Genomic DNA, 16,101 nt, shown 5'->3' with positions numbered 1-16,101 from the left:
CGGGGCGTTACGAGCCTTGTGCGACGCATTCGCTACTAAGCAACGTCATTTTCATGACGCCAGGATTTCAGTTTTGCTACGTTGTCAGAGGTTTAGCGCGGAATCACGCCCTTCGCCGCCAGTTGGGCCAGCGCTTCTTCGGAAAGCCCCAACGTCTCGCTCAACGCCGCGCGCGTATCCGCCCCGGCACGCGGTGGCGCGCGATCGTAACGGGCTGGGGTCCCCGACAATTTGACCGGGAAAGCGACGACATTCAGCGCAGTGCCGTCCTGCCGCGCCATCGGCTGGACGATCGCGCGGTGCACGACATGGGCATCGGCCAGAATTTCGGGCAGGCCGTTGACCTTGCCCGCCGGGAGCTTGGCTGCCTCCATCGCCGCGACCAGATCGTCCGATCGCCACCGCGCAACGGCGGGGGCGAGGTGCGCGTGCAGCGCCGCACGATTGGCGCTGCGCAGCGCCACGCTGGCGAAGCGCGGGTCCTCACCCAGCGTGTCCAGCCGCAACACGCGCAGGAAATCGCGAAACTGCCGATCATTGCCGAGCGCGACGACGATCTCGCCGTCGGCGGTCGCATAGTCGCGATAGGGCACGATATTGGGGTGGTCATTGCCCATCCGCCCGGGCACCGCGCCGCCGTTGAGATAGTTGGACGCCTGGTTCGACATCATCGCCAATTGCGTGTCGAGCAAGGCGCAGTCGATATGCTGCCCCTGCCCTGTGGCGTCGCGGTGGCGCAAAGCGGCGAGGATCGCGACGGTCGCATAAGTGCCGGTGAACAGATCGACGATCGGCACGCCGACCTTCATCGGCGGGCCGTCCGCTTCGCCGGTGACGCTCATCAGCCCGCCCATCGCCTGGATCAGGAAGTCATAGCCGCCCTTGTCCTTATACGGCCCGTCCTGGCCGAAGCCGGTGATCGAGCAATAGACCAGGCGCGGGTTGATCGCCGAGAGCGCGGCATAATCGAGCCCATATTTGGCAAGCCCGCCGACACGAAAATTTTCGACCACCACATCGCTCTCAGCGACAAGGCGGCGGATCAGATCGGCCCCCTCCGGCTGGGCGAGATCGATCGCGAGCGAGCGTTTGTTGCGATTGGCGCACAGGAAATAGGCAGAATCGCCGGAGTCATCGGCGAGCGCAGGTGGCCCCCAGCGGCGGGTGTCGTCGCCCTGCCCCGGCTGCTCGATCTTGAGCACCTCCGCGCCCAGATCCCCCAGTATCTGCGTCGCCCACGGACCGGCGAGCACGCGCGACAGATCGAGCACCTTGACGCCGGCCAGCGCGCCGGGTTTCGGGCCCTCGGTCATACGCCGGTGTCGAGCCGCACCAGCACGACGCCCTCCTGCACTTGCCCGCCAATCTCTGCGTTCAGCTCGGCAATCGTGCCGTCGAACGGGGCGGTGAGGCTATGCTCCATCTTCATCGCTTCGAGCGTGACGAGCTTCTGGCCCTTGGTGACGGTGTCGCCTGCGGCCACGTCCACCGCGATGATGCGGCCAGGCATCGGCGAGAGGATCGCGCCGTCGGCGGCGGTGCCTGCTACATTACCGCGCGTCGCCGATGCCGCAAACCGCCACGTTGCGCCCTGCAGCGTTGCAAAGACGGCTTCGCCTGAAACGTCGAGAATCGGGTAGGCGCGCTGATCGTAGGTTATCAGGCCATCGGTAGCACCGACATATTCACGGTCGCGGTCCATCATTCGGACGCTGTGACACTCATGCCCATTCAGGCGAAACCCAGTGGGCGCGATGTTATGTCTCGCTGGCGCTATCAGTTCAACGGCGACTTGATCGAGTATCCACTGTGGAGGATCAACCTCATAGATCACGTCGTCCTGATGTTGCTCGATAAAACCAGTGTGAACTCTTCCGCGCATAAAGTCGGGGTTCACCAATAAGGCATGAAGAAACGTCGCGTTGGTACGCAGCGGCCAAACCTGTGCGTCACCAACCAATATTGCCAAACCTAGCGCCGCGTCGCGCCGACCTTCGGCGTGGCAGACGATCTTGGCGATCATCGGATCGTAAAAGGAAGAGACCTCGCCTCCTTCAGCAACGCCGGTCTCGATTCGGCCAACGAAGGGATAATCGTTTTCATATTCGACACCGCGCACGGGGTGCCGCCAGCGAGTGGATCGCACTTTATTTGGCAAACGGAAGCGATCCAATCTCCCCACGGACGGCAAAAATCCTTTTAAGGGATCCTCCGCATATAGCCGCGCTTCCATCGCCCAGCCATTGATCGACAGCTCGTCCTGCCGCTTCGGCAGCGCCTCGCCGCTCGCCACGCGTAGCTGCCATTCGACCAGATCGACGCCAGTGATTTCCTCGGTCACCGGATGTTCGACCTGCAACCGCGTGTTCATTTCCATGAACCAGATGCGGTCGGCGCGGAGGCCCTCGCTCGCATCGGCGATGAACTCGATCGTGCCCGCCCCGACATAATCGACCGCTTTGGCCGCCTTCACCGCCGCCGCGCAGATCGCTTCGCGGGTCGCGACGTCCATGCCCGGCGCGGGGGCTTCCTCAATCACCTTCTGATGGCGACGCTGAAGCGAGCAATCGCGCTCGAACAGATGGACGACATTGCCGTGCGTGTCGCCGAACACCTGCACTTCGATATGGCGGGGCGAGAGGATGTATTTCTCGATCAGGACATCGGTATTGCCGAAGGACGACGCCGCCTCGCGCTGACACGACGCAAGCGCATCGGCGAAATCGGCGGGATTATCGACGCGGCGCATGCCCTTGCCACCGCCGCCCGCCACCGCCTTGATCAGCACCGGATAGCCGACCTGTGCGGCCTCCGCCGCCAGCCGTTCGGGGGCCTGATCCTCGCCGAGATAGCCCGGCGTCACCGGCACGCCCGCCGCGATCATGCGTTCCTTGGCGGCATCCTTCAGCCCCATCGCGCGGATGCTGTCGGGCTTGGGGCCGACCCACACCAGCCCGGCATCGAGCACCGCCTGCGCAAAGTCCGCATTTTCGGAGAGGAAGCCATAGCCGGGGTGGATCGCCGCCGCACCCGTCGCCTTGGCTGCGGCGATGATCTTCTTGCCCACCAGATAGCTTTCGCGCGCCGGACTGGGGCCGATATGCACGGCGTCATCGGCCTGGCGGACGTGCAGCGCGTGCGCATCGGCATCCGAATAGACCGCGACCGTGCGGATTCCCATCGCGCGCGCGGTGCGGATGATGCGGCAGGCGATCTCGCCGCGATTGGCGATGAGCAGCGACTGGATCACCTTAGCCCTCGCAACCGGTGGTGCGCGACGACCAGGTCAAATTCTGAATTTTCCAATGGCCGTTTTCGCGCACCAGATCGAAATGGTCGTATCCGCAATGGTGCACCTTGCCGTCGATCAGGAAGGTGTAGGGCCCCCACACCATCGCGATGTCCCCGTCGATTTCGATCGCGGGGTCGCCAAGCCGCTCCTGAAAGCGCTCGGGCCCGGGCGTGAAGCGCGCCAGCAACTCTGCGCGAGTCTTGTGCGTGATTGTCGAAGCGCCCGCTTGTTCGGTCGCGATCGTCGCCGTCGCATCGGGGCGCAGTGCCTCGCCGATCGCCGTCGCATCGCGCGCGGCGATGCCGTTGAGGAGCGCCGTGACCGGGGCCATCACTTGCGCTTCCTCGGTTCCGGGCGGCGGCAGGCCGGTGCCCTTGGGCAGCGGCTGCACCGGCGTCGTCATCGGCGACATTTGCGCGGCGAGGGCGAGGGCAAAGATCAGGGGCATGAAGAGTCCTTACATCCGGAACACGCCGAACGCCGGGCGCTCGGGGATGGGGGCGTTGAGCGTGGCGGCAAAGGCGAGGCCGAGCACGTCGCGCGTCTGCGCCGGGTCGATGATGCCATCGTCCCACAGCCGCGCGGTCGCGTACCAGGGGTTGCCTTCGTCCTCATATTTCTGGCGGATCGGAGCCTTGAAAAACTCGGCCTCTTCCTCGCTCCAGCCATCAGCATCGCGGTGAACCGTCGCCAGCACCGACGCGGCCTGCTCCCCGCCCATCACGCTGATCCGGCTGTTGGGCCAACTGAACAGGAAGCGCGGGCTATAGGCGCGCCCGCACATGCCGTAATTGCCAGCCCCAAAGCTGCCGCCGATCAGCACGGTGATCTTGGGCACGGTGGCGGTGGCGACGGCGGTGACGAGCTTTGCGCCATGTTTGGCGATGCCCTCGGCCTCATATTTACCCCCGACCATGAAGCCCGAAATGTTCTGCAGGAACAGCAACGGAATGCGCCGCTGGCAGGCGAGTTCGATGAAATGCGCGCCCTTCTGCGCGCTCTCGGAGAACAGCACGCCGTTATTGGCGAGGATCGCCACGGGGATGCCCCAGATATGCGCGAAACCGCAGACCAGCGACGTACCGTAGAGCGCCTTGAACTCGTGGAACTCACTGCCATCGACCAGCCGCGCGATGATCTCATGCACGTCATAGGGCGCGCGCACGTCGCTCGGCACGATGCCGTACAGCTCCTCCGCGTCGAATTTCGGCGGGCGCGGGTCCTTGAGGTTCACCGCCGCCTGGACTTGCGGCTGAAGCGTGGAAACGATGTCGCGCACGATCGTCAGCGCATGGTCGTCATTCTCGGCGACATGATCGACCACGCCCGAGTGGCGACCGTGGGTGTCGGCACCGCCCAGTTCCTCGGCCGAGATCACCTCGCCGGTGGCGGCCTTGACCAGCGGCGGGCCGGCCAGGAAAATGGTCCCCTGCCCGCGCACGATGATCGTCTCGTCGGACATGGCGGGCACATAGGCACCCCCGGCGGTGCAAGACCCCATCACGCAAGCGATCTGCGGGATGCCCTTGGCGCTCATATTGGCCTGGTTGAAGAAGATCCGCCCGAAATGGTCGCGATCGGGAAAGACCTCGGCCTGGTGCGGCAAGTTCGCGCCGCCCGAGTCGACGAGGTAGATGCACGGCAGATGGTTCGCCTCGGCGATTTCCTGTGCGCGCAGATGCTTCTTGACCGTCAGCGGGTAATAGGTGCCGCCCTTCACCGTCGCATCGTTGCACACGATCATGCACTGGCGGCCCGAAACGCGCCCGATTCCGGCGATCATGCCCGCGCCGGGGACTTCATCGTCATACAGGCCATTGGCGGCGAGCTGGCCGATTTCGAGAAAGGGCGAGCCGGGGTCTAGCAGTCGCTCGACCCGGTCGCGCGGGAGGAGTTTGCCGCGCGCGGTGTGGCGCTCGCGGCTCTTCTCATTCCCGCCCAGCGCGGCCCGCGCAACGTCGGCGCGGAGGCGTTCGACCAGTGCGCGGTTATGCGCGGCGTTGGCGCGGAAGGTCTCGCTTTCCGGCGAGAGCGCGGAGGTGAGGACGGGCGCGGTCACAGACCCTCTCCCATCGGGAGAGGCAGGGAGCCGCGAAGCGGCGGAAGGGTGAGGGTGACCGACGCCATGTTCCGATCGCCCTCACCCTTCCCCCTCGGCTGTGCCGAGCGGGCCCCTTCCCTCTCCCAAAGGGAGAGGGAGTGTACGTCCGTGCGCATCGCACTCCCCATCACGCCGCCCCGATCAGTTCGCGGCCGATGAGCATACGGCGGATTTCGTTGGTGCCAGCGCCGATATCGAGCAGCTTCGCATCTCGATAATAGCGTTCCACCGGCCAATCCTTGGTATAGCCCGCGCCACCCAATGCCTGCACCGCCTCATTCGCCACGCGCACGGCATTCTCGCTCGCCAGCAGGATCGCGCCGGCCGCATCGAAGCGCGTGGTCTTGCCCGCATCGCAGGCACGCGCAACGGCATAGACATAGGCGCGCGCCGAATTGAGCGCGACGTACATGTCGGCGATCTTGCCCTGCATCAGCTGGAACGCGCCGATCGGTTTGCCGAATTGCTGGCGCTCCCGGACATAGGGCACGACCACGTCGAGGCACGCCTGCATCAGGCCGAGCTGGATCCCGGCGAGCACGGTGCGCTCATAATCGAGCCCGCTCATCAACACGCCGACCCCGCCATTGACCGGGCCCATCACATTCTCTTCGGGCACTTCGCAGTCGGTGAAGACGAGTTCGGCGGTGGGGCTGCCGCGCATCCCCATCTTGTCGATCTTCTGGCCGATCGCGAAACCGGGCATGTCCTTTTCGATCAGGAAGGTGGTGATGCCACGGCTGCCCTCGCCGGTCTTGGCGTAGACGACCAGCGTGTCGGCATACGCCGCGTTGGTGATCCAGAATTTGGTGCCGTTCAGGACATAGCCGCCCTGCACCTTGTCGGCCTTCAGCTTCATGCCGACGACGTCCGACCCCGCGCCGCTTTCGGACATAGCGAGGCTGCCGACATGCTCGCCCGAAATCAGCTTGGGAAGATATTTGGCCTTCTGCTCAGGCGACGCCCAGCGCGCGATCTGGTTGACGCACAAATTGGAATGCGCGCCATAGCTGAGGCCGACCGAAGCCGAAGCGCGGCTGACCTCTTCGCACGCCACGACATGTTCGAGATAGCCGAGACCCAGCCCGCCATCCGCTTCCGGCACGGTCACGCCGTGCAGGCCGAGCGCGCCCATTTCGGGCCACAGGCTTTGCGGGAACCAGTCCTCGGCATCGACCCTGGCCGCGATCGGCGCGATCCGGTCGGTCGCGAAGCGCTGGGTCGTGTCGCGGATCATGTCCGCAGTTTCGCCCAGCGCGAAATCCATCTGGCCTATCATGTGCCTCTCCTCATCCTCGCTTTGCGCCTCCGATAGCGCGTGTCGATTCAAATCGTAAGGCCTTGTGCCGACAGCGATTGAACGCGAGGAGCGATGGAGAAGATAACCCCTGCCCAGCAGGGCCCGGCGACTCGCACGAGCCTATTTCAGAGAGGGGTTGGAGCGGTGAAGGGAATCGAATAGGATAACCTAAGCCACTGATTTCGTTTTATTAAAGATGCGTTGAGATGGGCTAAAGCCCCCAATATGGCCCCCGGAACCGCCATATGTCCGGGTTCGAAGCACTATTTCACTGTTCTGGCTCCGAATTTGTAGCGACCCGCCTGGCGCTTGTCACCGCCGAAAATCCACCCCGTCAGCGTCAAGGGCTACTTTCAAGTCTTAAGTCGGCGCTTTTTCCGAGAGAAGATCTTCGCCGGATCTGCCCGATTCCTGTCTGGCAGGTTCCAAGTACGAATCGCGGGATAGCTGCCCTTCCTACGGATCAGATGTTTTCGCCCGCTGCCGACCAACTTACTCCATTCACTGACCGCCAGTTGAACGACCGCCTATGTCAGTACCTGCCGTTCTCCCGAAGCCGGGAGTAAACTCATGCACAGCGGCTATTTCGGCCGGCGCTTAAAGTGAGGCTCGAGCAGACCGACCATATGGTCGAGCATGTCTGGGCCAGTCCTGCGGGGCATCGGCCCGTCCGCGTAATCCTCGTGCGGCTTGACGCCGTTGAACGTGAGCTCACCTGCCCCGAGGGCGATCAGTTCGACCATGAACGGATCCTTCTCCCGGCCATCGAAGGAGAGCGACACTTTCGCGCCGAGACCGGCGATGACGTCGCAAAGCTGCACGGCGGCCGACTCATGGGAACGTACGGCGGTGGTGCTGCGAACTCGCAGCGGGAACTCGACGCTTGTTCCGTCGCCCATCTCCACCGGCCCGGGTTCGCAGTCGTCGCGCAGGATCGTATCCCAGACGTCGCGTTGACGCAGGAAGTTGCTGGACTCGTCGTGGACGACGTCGAAGTCCTCCGGCCTGCGCTGCCGCCAATGGACCACGGACGCCAGGACTGCGGTCAGCTGGATCTCGCTGCTATCGGTGAATGCCGCGAGGTCGACGTTGGCGAGTTCGAATCGCCGGGCGCCCTCTGCCAGCATGGCGAAGATGGTGGAGATCGGATGCTTGGAGCTGCTCGCCGTCCTGCCGAGGTGCTCACGGAGTGCGTCCATGGTCGTGCGGCTGGGCGTGCGGGCGAAGGCATCCCAGCGCTTGGCGGTCTCCTCGTAGAGGTCCTCGCTGCCGAACCGCAGAAAATCCCGGTGAATGGTGTTCATGTACCGCCGGGCGTATCCGTTGCCATAGTAGTCGTAGCCGCCCGCAGTGAACGTGGGTTCGACGAGATACTCGAACATCTTCACGATCAGCGAGAAGCGCTTGTCGATTACGTAGAAGAAGAGGCGATCCGCAAGCGCCGGGATCTCGGCTGCCAGGGTCCTGAGGCCGTTGCGGTGCGTGTCGCGCTTCCAGATGTTGACGAACTTGTACTCCGCGCCCTGATACCTCGGAAAGCAGCGGCGCAGGATTTCGGCCGCCCCATCGTCGCCGATAAGTGACGATGCGATGGTGAAATAGGGCTGTTGGGGATTGTAGAGGTCGCCACCGGTATAGCCGGATTCATCAATGTAGATCGTGGTCATGGCGATCATGTAAGAACTTGCTTGAGCCGATGTAAGCATTGTGTTTCCGATGCGCTCTCGACCCAACCTGCGGAACCGAGCCGCCCGAGCAACTTAGCGAGCGCCATGAGTAATTTCCTTCTGCCGATGTCAGAGTTCAATCGCATCCATCAGGTCATCCATGGCACAATCAAGGATGAGGGCAACCCGGGGAAGGGATGCACCCTATTCGCATGCATCGGCGCATTGATCTTGAGCAAGCACTACAAGATCCCGGCCCGGGCGGTGGCGGGAGGCTTCGCCATGTGCGTGGAGCCCGAGAAAAACATGTTCTTCGGACGCGACGGCGACAGCGACGGCGGCGGAGTCGTCGAGTTCGACGAGGACGGTTTCCACATGTGGGTGCAGACCGAGAACTACATCATCGATTTCATGTCGCCGCTGTACCATGAGGCGTTCCAGGACGTTCAACGGGACGTGGTCATCCCGCGGCGGATGTTTCAGAAGCGGATCAAGGACGAGGCGGAGAATCTGGACGTTCTGAATAGGGCGGGCGATTTCTACACAATGCCGGATCCCGACCTTAGCGAACGACTGATCGACAGCATTCTGGAGCGGCCGCTAAACACGGATATTATCCATATCGCCGAGACATGGTTCGGCACCCGACGTGGCAAGCAGAAGCCCTCCCTGACCATCGGAAGCAATGACGGGATCGTGCGCGAGTTGACGCTGCCGAACACCTTGGCGCGTGGCGCATGGTGAGCGTCGATGCCTAGGTTCCACCCGTTTCCGTCCTGTCCCACGAGGGCGAGGTCATGCTGATCGGTAACATTGATCCATCGTGGAAAGACATGTCGAAGTACGTGGTCCATTTCGCGAAGGCAGATCCGCCGAAGACGGCCTACGATAACGCGATTTCGATCCTATACGGGCGGCGCATCATCGCGGCGAACGCGTTTGGGGCCGGTCGCAATCTTGCGCCAGCACGGAAATCGGTGTGCTTCAGCGAGGTGCCGCTCCACCACCTGAAGCGGCTGGCAGATGTTCGAGGGCGGCACGGCATCGGCTTCCGGAAGGAATACATTGTAGATCGTGGCGGCGGTCCAATCCTCTATGCCTACAAGGACACGAAGCAGGCGCAGGCGATCAAGGCGATGGTGCATGCGGCGGCGCACGACGCCAATTCGCCGGTCTGGGATGTCGCGCCGTTCGTGGATCTGCCCGGCATCTACGGCAAGTCGATGTACCTCTATGAGTGGGAGAGGGAGTGGCGGCACGTGGGCGACTTGGACTTCTCGGAAACCGACCCGGCTTTTCTCATCATTCCCGAGGATCTGCATGAGACCGCGCGAGACTTCTTCCACTCCGCGAAGATCGACGATGTGGGGCCGAGCTACGAATGTCCCTTCATCGATCCCTACTGGGGGGAGGACCGGATAACGGCCGCCCTGTATTCCTGAGATCCTTGACATGCAGGGTGTGGGGCGGTCTGGAAGGGCCCGCTCGACTATCTCTGTGTTGCAAACTACGCTCTCGTTTCCCGCAGCGCGATCGCGGCTCGCCAACCCTTATCGAGACAGGCGGGATGACGCCGAGGTGCAGCGGTTAACGCCTCAACAAGCTGCCGATGGTGCCTTCGCAGATGACAGCCGACTTCAACATCTCTCCCGGCATCCATGCCATGTTGCATCGCTACCGACCGGACAAGCGCCCGGGGAAGCGGGTTATCACTCTCGAGAGTCCGGATTCCTTCAATCAGGAATGGATCGAGGAGGTGGCTCGAGAACTGGAATTGCCGGAGGTGACCGCACAGCTCGATGCGGGCGAGGTCGCCGCCCTCGCGTTGGCGGCGGCCTCGGCTCGCCGGAGGTTTGGCGACGATGCGGGGACCACGCACGCACTCCAGCGATTGCTCGAATCGCGCGCGGGCGACCTCGATGCCGACATCGCGCTCGTGGCGATCACCGGACACGGTCAGCATCGCGACATCTTGAAGACCTTCCCCGACATGGTGGAATCCTCCGCCATGATCGAGGCGATCATCGAGGCGGCGTCACAAGGGGCGATGGCAGGATTGCATCGCTACGTTGATATGAGCGCCCTGATGATCCGCGATATGAACCAGGCGAGGCTGGCGCTGCCTGTTTCGGAGACGAGGCGGGACGACCTCCTGCCGACCTATCTCGTGGCGGCGACGGCTCGCGGTCTTGGGTGGACACGCTGGGTAAAGCTCTTCGCGATCCTGTGCGATGGGACCGAGCTCGCGGACGAGATGGGGCCGCCCCATCCTGAGAAGCGCAATTGGGAAACCGATGAATCGATGGGGATGCGGCGCGAGGCCTGGAGCGAGATACTGCCCGACCTTCCGGTCCGGCAGGTCGCGCGGCTCATCCTCGATCTCGAGGGAGTGCTTTCAACCTCGGGTCCGGACGTTCGGGCGGTCTATGTCCGGCGTCTGCGCACCGCCATTGGCGATGATGACGATCTGCGCAGGGCCACCGTGGAGGCGCTGCTCAGCCGCAGCCCGCCGCGGCAGCACGACCTGGCGCTCTTCGCGGCCACGCGGTTGGTAGAGGCCAGCGACAAGGCCTTCGTCTCGGAACTCGTCGATCACCCTGACCGCGAGGTTGGGTATCTCGCCGACATGGTTCGCCACGCGGTCTTCGGAGCGGTGGCCGCCGATGACACTTGGCCAGCGCCCGGTGTCAGCACCATCACTGACCGCCTGTTCCAGATCGGACTCATGCCGGCAGCGACGGAGCACCCGCTCACCTGGATCGGGGATCGGCTCCTCGAGCGGTTGATCGAACAGACCATCGCCGGCGAAGAGCGCAGGTTCGCGCAGGAATATCGCGACCACAGTGAGGAGGGTGAGGAGGGGCTGCTCCGCAGCTTCTTCTCAGATCTCGCCAACCGTCTGCGCGACCTTGGGGAGGGGCTTCGGGCGACCGCGAGGGCCACCGGCTCGGACCGGACCGCGAGCATAGAGCTGAACTACCGTCCGGTCGACAAGTCGGAGGAAGGGAAGCCGGGGGTGAACCCGCGTGGTGACGCGGAGCCTCCCTCATTTTCCGCAGACCTCTGTCTGATCATCGACCCGCATCTCGACGGACGACCGCTCGGCAAGCGTGCCACGCTGGTGCAGGCGAAGCGGCTCCGCCTGAAGGACACCACCCGGCCCGAGCGCGGCCTCACTTCGTCCTTCAAGCTGGATCCCAGGCAGATGACGGACCTGATCCGACAGACCGGCTCGTCGTTCTACCTGTTCCAATGTCCCGGGCTCCTCGATAGGGGCATCCCGATTATCCCGACCCAGCTGGTCGAAGACCTAGCGCGGCATCACGCCCCGAGTGCCGCTCAAATCCCGGCGAACCTCGTCGGCTCTGCTTCGCGCCCGCTGGCTGAATGGCTGACGTACGTGGTCTTGGGATTGCGCACAGGCGATCCGCTGGCCGAACTCGTGGCAAAGGCCGAAGGCGGCGACGGGCGCCGCCCGCGCCCGCTGACGAGGTTCGGCACGGTCGAGATAGTGATCCGGGTCGGCGAGCCGAAGTCGAAGGCCGGAGACGGTTTCAGGTGAAATCACCGAAATGAACGAGGTTATTCCCGGAGAGCGCCAAAAACGACCCCGTGATCGCGCCCGCATCTGAAGTTTAGTGAGGTGCGCCAAAATGGATGAAGATCGACTGCGCCAATATCGGTGCTTTGCCGCCACAAGAACGCTATGGTTTCATGGGAGGGATGTATCTTAGCGGGCCTTCCGGGGAGGACATGTGCGGCTGGCCGAAATACGGATCGAGAACTTCAGAACTTTTGGCGAAGGGGACGCCGCGTTTCGACTGACCTTGCCGGCCGGCATCGCGGCACTGGTGGGAGAGAATGATTCCGGCAAAACTGCCATCGTTGATGCTATCCGGCTTGTGCTGGGTACGCGGGGCCAGGATTATTTCCGGGTCGGTGAGGTGGATTTCCATCAGCCGCCGGACGGCGGCGTGGCCAGGAACGAGATCCGAATTCTCCTGCGGTTCGATGCGCTCAGCGTCGGCGATCGTGGGGCCTTCCTGGAGCATCTCACTTATCTTGATGGCAAGGCCCATCTGTTCTTGCATTGGCAAGCGGTGGCGGGCTCCCGCGGCCCGTCGAGACGTTTCACGACTGTAGAGTGCCGTTCCGGCGCCACGGGCGGTGGTCCGGCGCTGGAGGCCTCGGCACGCGCGCTCCTCTGCGCGACCTATCTGCGACCACTCCGCGACGCCAATCAGGCTCTTTCGGCCGGCCGCGGCTCGCGGCTGGCTCAGATCCTCCAGCAGACCGAAGAGATCGAAAGCGTCGGCGAGGATTTCAATCCCGAAGCTTTCCCGGAAGATCCAGCGACGCTGAGCGTCCTCGGCATCGGCGACTTCGCCAACGAGTTGCTGGAACGTCAGGCCGGAATAGGCAACGCGCGCGCGCGCCTCAACGACGACTATCTCGCCAAGCTTTCGTTCGAAGGCGATGTGCTTAGGGGCGCGATCTCGGTCAGCGGCGCTCGCGGCGACAAATCCGCACGGCTGCGGCAACTCCTAGAGAAGCTGGAACTCGATCTGCGCAACGATGGTGTCGCGGACCCGCCCCCGGGGCGCGGCCTTGGCTCCAACAATTTGCTGTTCATGGCATCCGAACTGCTTCTTCTCAGCCAGGAAACTGACGGCTATCCCGCATTGCTGATCGAAGAGCCTGAGGCCCATCTTCATCCCCAGCGCCAGCATCTGCTGATCGATTTCCTGAAGCAAAAGGCGATCGTAGATCGAGGTGCCGAGCATGGGCTTCAGGTTTTGATGACGACCCACAGTCCATCGCTTGCATCGTCGCTGAAACTGGAAAATCTCGTGCTAGTTCGCAACGGACGAGCGTTCCCTCTGGGCCCCGATCACACCCTGCTCGCGCCGGACGATTATGCGTTTCTCGAGCGGTTTCTGGACGCCACGAAGGCGAACCTCTTCTTCGCTCGCGGCGTCATCATCGTGGAAGGCGATGCCGAGAATATCCTCCTGCCCACGCTCGCCCGGCTGATCGGAAGAGATTTGGCGCGCCATGGTGTGTCGGTCGTTAACGTTGGAGGTACGGGTCTCGGCCGATATGGGCGGATTTTCCAGCGCCGCGCGGCGGACGAACAGGGGCTACTCAACGTTCCGGTGGCCTGCATGACCGACATGGATGTGATGCCCGATTGTGCGCCGGCTATACTCGGTCTTACCACTCTGGACGGTTCGGTGCCCGCGAAGAGCAGCAGACGGTGGCGCAAGAAGGACGACTTCGAGGGCGATGGCCTTGAGAATCAACGCGCTTCAATTGCGGCCCGCGCCACCGGCCAATCGGTCCGCACCTTCGTAGCCAACGAGTGGACCCTCGAATATGACCTCGCGCATTTCGGCCTCCCTAGAGAGGTATGGGTTGCTGCGGATCTCGCGATTGCCGACGAACGCATCCATGCGGGGCGAGCGACGGTGGCCGAAGTCGTGCGCACCTCGATCCGCAGCTTCCGCGACCTGTCTGACCTGGCCCCTGAGAGCCGCAGCACGTCAATATATGCGAAGTATCGAGGCGGAGCCTCCAAGGCGATCGCGGCGCAATATCTGGCGGCGTTGCTTGATCGCGCGGCGGACAGGGGCCGTCTGACTCCGGCCTCACTTCGCGAGCTCCTACCACCCTATGTCCGTGCGACGATCGACTATGCCACGGGCAATATCGGCGATGCGCTGGCGTGATCGGCATAGCGGAACTCCTGGCGCGGCCCGTTAGCGACGAGGACATCGCCGTTGCCTGCGCTAGCCTCGGTTTGCCGCCCTTGGCGTTTCACGGCGCTGGCGGAGAGGATGCGCGCCTTGCCGTTTTGCGCTCAAACGGATCGATCGACGTCGCAGCTTGCCCCGGCAGCGGAAAGACGACGCTGCTCGTCGCGAAACTCGCGATCTTGGCGAAGCGCTGGACCTCGCCCGCCGCAGGCGTCTGTGTGCTCTCTCACACCAATGTGGCACGGCTGGAGATCGAGAAAAGGCTTGGTGCTGACCCCGCCGGCCGGGCGATTCTTTCTTATCCGCACTTCATCGGCACCATTCACGGGTTCGTGAATCAGTTCATCGCGCTTCCCTGGCTTAGATCGCAGGGGATCGACGTGGTCGCGATCGACGACGACATCTGCCTCCGAAGGCGGCTGCACAAGCTGACCCCGCCCCAACGTTCTCGGGTTTTGCAGACCAAGCGCCGGGAGGGGCTCCTTCGGATCGTCGACGCCAACCACGATGTTGGCGACGTCGCTTGGGGCGGTGGACCGCTTGGGAAGCACACCGCGACCTATCAGGCGTTCGTTGCTGCGTGTCAGGCCACGACAGCGGAAGGATATTTCTGCCACGATGACATGATGATCTGGGCCGCACAGGCCCTCGATCGCAATCCCGAGCTGCGAAACGCGGTCCGTCAACGATTCCCGGTGCTGTTCCTGGACGAGGTTCAGGACAATGATGATGTTCAATCTGCGATCCTCCACCGGCTGTTCATGGATGACGATCGGCCGGTCGTGCGTCAGCGCTTCGGCGACATGAACCAGGCGATTTATGGGAGCGCGTCCGCAACAGATCTGAATGGCACGAACAGCAATGTTTTTCCCAACGCGGCAATTTCTATCCCTGTGGCCAACAGCCATCGCTTCGGCACCCAGATCGCAACGCTGGCCGATGGGCTCGCCCTGTCCCCTCCTGGCCTCATCGGCCTGCGCGAGCATCCTGAGCCCGAACGGGGCAGACAGGCCGCGATCTTGCTCTTCGGTACCCAACAGGCCACGGCTGTGCTGCCGGCGTTTGCGCATCTTCTGACTACGCGGTTCAGTCCCGCAGAGCGTGCGGCTGGCGTCTTCGCTGCAGTCGGTGCGATCCATCGCGACACCAATCGACCGGACACGCCAAATTGCGTGGCCCACTATTGGGACGGTTACGATCATGAGCTGGCCCGCGTCGAAGGGAGGCCCGCCACCTTGATCGGCTATCTCAGGCGCGGTGTCCGGGACGCGGCCGGAACGGGAGATGTTCGACCCATAACCGAGAAGGCCGCCGACGCCGTGCTGCGGCTGGCGACGATACTGAACCCGTCCGTTCGGCATCCGAATCTGGCCAACCGCTTCCGCCAGCTAGGCCGGCTTCTCGAACACGATGCTGCGACACTCCGACGATTTCATCTTTTGTGCTGGAAGGTTGCGAGCGGCGAACTGCCTACGAACGCCGGGGTGTGGCAGACTTGGAAGAAGCCGATCACGGATATTGCCAACGCTTTGCTGGCGGGCGCCGCAGCGGAAAGCGCGGATGATTTTATGGCGTGGGAAGACGAGCGTGGAGCGGTCGGTGCCCTGGTAACGCCGGGCAACATCTTCTCTTACCCGAAACTGGAGCCCGCTGTTCAGATCAAGGTCGGCTCGATCCATTCCGTCAAGGGTGAGACTCATCTCGCAACGCTCGTCTTCGACACTCATTACAAGGGGTCGCACCTCACTCGGATCAAGGACTGGCTTACGGGCGCGAGATCCGGATTGACCGCCAACAAGCCCGAGCTGCGCAAGAGCCTGAAGCAGCATTATGTTGCGGTGACTCGTCCTTCCCATTTGCTTTGCCTGAGCTGCTGCCGGTCCCATGGACACCAAGTTAGGCTACATGAGCCTGCTTCTCGAAGTCCATGGGGCTGAGATAGCCCAAGGTCGAGTGCCTGCGCGTGGGATTGTAGAAGCGTTCGA

General features: G+C 63.1%; 12 protein-coding genes. 5 read left to right on the top strand and 7 right to left on the bottom strand.

The features are described from left to right. Nucleotides 1-92: 92 nt before the first annotated feature. The 6 genes from ACP7BY_RS17515 to ACP7BY_RS17490 all read right to left on the bottom strand — a co-directional run bounded on the left by ACP7BY_RS17515 (nt 93) and on the right by ACP7BY_RS17490 (nt 8,369). Nucleotides 93-1,313: a CaiB/BaiF CoA transferase family protein gene (locus ACP7BY_RS17515; protein WP_033964083.1), complete on the bottom strand. Its 1,221-nt coding sequence runs from the start codon at nt 1,311-1,313 to the stop codon at nt 93-95. Continuing rightward, nucleotides 1,310-3,250 (bottom strand): acetyl/propionyl/methylcrotonyl-CoA carboxylase subunit alpha, encoded by a 1,941-nt coding sequence (locus ACP7BY_RS17510; protein WP_033964082.1) that lies wholly within the window; start codon nt 3,248-3,250, stop codon nt 1,310-1,312. Before ACP7BY_RS17510 ends, ACP7BY_RS17515 begins: the two co-directional genes overlap by 4 nt. 1 nt (nt 3,251) lies before the next feature. Next, nucleotides 3,252-3,740: a nuclear transport factor 2 family protein gene (locus tag ACP7BY_RS17505; protein WP_033964081.1), complete on the bottom strand. Its 489-nt coding sequence runs from the start codon at nt 3,738-3,740 to the stop codon at nt 3,252-3,254. Between the two features lie 9 nt (nt 3,741-3,749). Then, on the bottom strand, nt 3,750-5,351 hold the full coding sequence (locus ACP7BY_RS17500; protein WP_137903313.1) for a carboxyl transferase domain-containing protein: 1,602 nt from the start codon (nt 5,349-5,351) through the stop codon (nt 3,750-3,752). Nucleotides 5,352-5,520: 169 nt separating this feature from the next. Then, nucleotides 5,521-6,672 carry an isovaleryl-CoA dehydrogenase gene (locus tag ACP7BY_RS17495; RefSeq protein ID WP_171010614.1) on the bottom strand — a complete coding sequence of 384 codons (1,152 nt, stop codon included), beginning with the start codon at nt 6,670-6,672 and terminating at the stop codon, nt 5,521-5,523. Between the two features lie 602 nt (nt 6,673-7,274). Then, nucleotides 7,275-8,369 (bottom strand): DUF3800 domain-containing protein, encoded by a 1,095-nt coding sequence (locus ACP7BY_RS17490; protein ID WP_033964080.1) that lies wholly within the window; start codon nt 8,367-8,369, stop codon nt 7,275-7,277. Between the two features lie 96 nt (nt 8,370-8,465). Here ACP7BY_RS17490 and ACP7BY_RS17485 point away from each other — a divergent pair, with 96 nt between their 5' ends. The 5 genes from ACP7BY_RS17485 (at nt 8,466) to ACP7BY_RS17465 (ending at nt 16,053) form a co-directional block, all read left to right on the top strand. After that, a complete protein-coding gene (locus ACP7BY_RS17485) occupies nt 8,466-9,104 on the top strand; it encodes a DUF2026 family protein (RefSeq protein ID WP_137903314.1) in 639 nt (212 codons plus the stop codon). Nucleotides 9,105-9,157: 53 nt separating this feature from the next. Further along, the gene (locus ACP7BY_RS17480) at nt 9,158-9,802 is read left to right on the top strand and encodes an abortive infection system antitoxin AbiGi family protein (protein ID WP_033964078.1); all 645 of its coding nucleotides are present in this window, start codon (nt 9,158-9,160) and stop codon (nt 9,800-9,802) included. A 182-nt stretch (nt 9,803-9,984) separates the two neighbouring features. Further along, nucleotides 9,985-11,922 carry a hypothetical protein gene (locus tag ACP7BY_RS17475; RefSeq protein WP_137903315.1) on the top strand — a complete coding sequence of 646 codons (1,938 nt, stop codon included), beginning with the start codon at nt 9,985-9,987 and terminating at the stop codon, nt 11,920-11,922. A 193-nt stretch (nt 11,923-12,115) separates the two neighbouring features. Further along, nucleotides 12,116-14,089, top strand: a complete 1,974-nt coding sequence (locus ACP7BY_RS17470; protein ID WP_033964076.1) for an ATP-dependent nuclease — start codon at nt 12,116-12,118, stop codon at nt 14,087-14,089. Next, on the top strand, nt 14,086-16,053 hold the full coding sequence (locus ACP7BY_RS17465; RefSeq protein ID WP_033964075.1) for a UvrD-helicase domain-containing protein: 1,968 nt from the start codon (nt 14,086-14,088) through the stop codon (nt 16,051-16,053). Before ACP7BY_RS17470 ends, ACP7BY_RS17465 begins: the two co-directional genes overlap by 4 nt. Here the strand turns inward: ACP7BY_RS17465 and ACP7BY_RS17460 are convergent. After that, on the bottom strand, nt 16,013-16,101 hold an 89-nt coding region (locus ACP7BY_RS17460), incomplete at its 5' end, for an IS3 family transposase (RefSeq protein WP_426288173.1). The genes ACP7BY_RS17465 and ACP7BY_RS17460 overlap by 41 nt on opposite strands.

The sequence above is a fragment of the Sphingomonas sp. PSPC2-2 genome (genome assembly GCF_049897725.1).
GTDB lineage: Bacteria > Pseudomonadota > Alphaproteobacteria > Sphingomonadales > Sphingomonadaceae > Sphingomonas.
The sequence above is the reverse complement of the archived record's forward strand: the minus strand, read 5'-3'. Positions and strand labels throughout refer to the sequence as shown.

What these genes read in the sequence shown, in the direction of transcription:
- ACP7BY_RS17515 (WP_033964083.1), bottom strand. Translation starts at nt 1,313, where the DNA reads ATGACCGAGGGCCCGAAACCCGGCGCGCTGGCCGGCGTCAAGGTGCTC.
- ACP7BY_RS17505 (WP_033964081.1), bottom strand. Translation starts at nt 3,740, where the DNA reads ATGCCCCTGATCTTTGCCCTCGCCCTCGCCGCGCAAATGTCGCCGATG.
- ACP7BY_RS17495 (WP_171010614.1), bottom strand. Translation starts at nt 6,672, where the DNA reads ATGATAGGCCAGATGGATTTCGCGCTGGGCGAAACTGCGGACATGATC.
- ACP7BY_RS17490 (WP_033964080.1), bottom strand. Translation starts at nt 8,369, where the DNA reads ATGATCGCCATGACCACGATCTACATTGATGAATCCGGCTATACCGGT.
- ACP7BY_RS17485 (WP_137903314.1), top strand. Translation starts at nt 8,466, where the DNA reads ATGAGTAATTTCCTTCTGCCGATGTCAGAGTTCAATCGCATCCATCAG.
- ACP7BY_RS17480 (WP_033964078.1), top strand. Translation starts at nt 9,158, where the DNA reads ATGCTGATCGGTAACATTGATCCATCGTGGAAAGACATGTCGAAGTAC.
- ACP7BY_RS17475 (WP_137903315.1), top strand. Translation starts at nt 9,985, where the DNA reads ATGACAGCCGACTTCAACATCTCTCCCGGCATCCATGCCATGTTGCAT.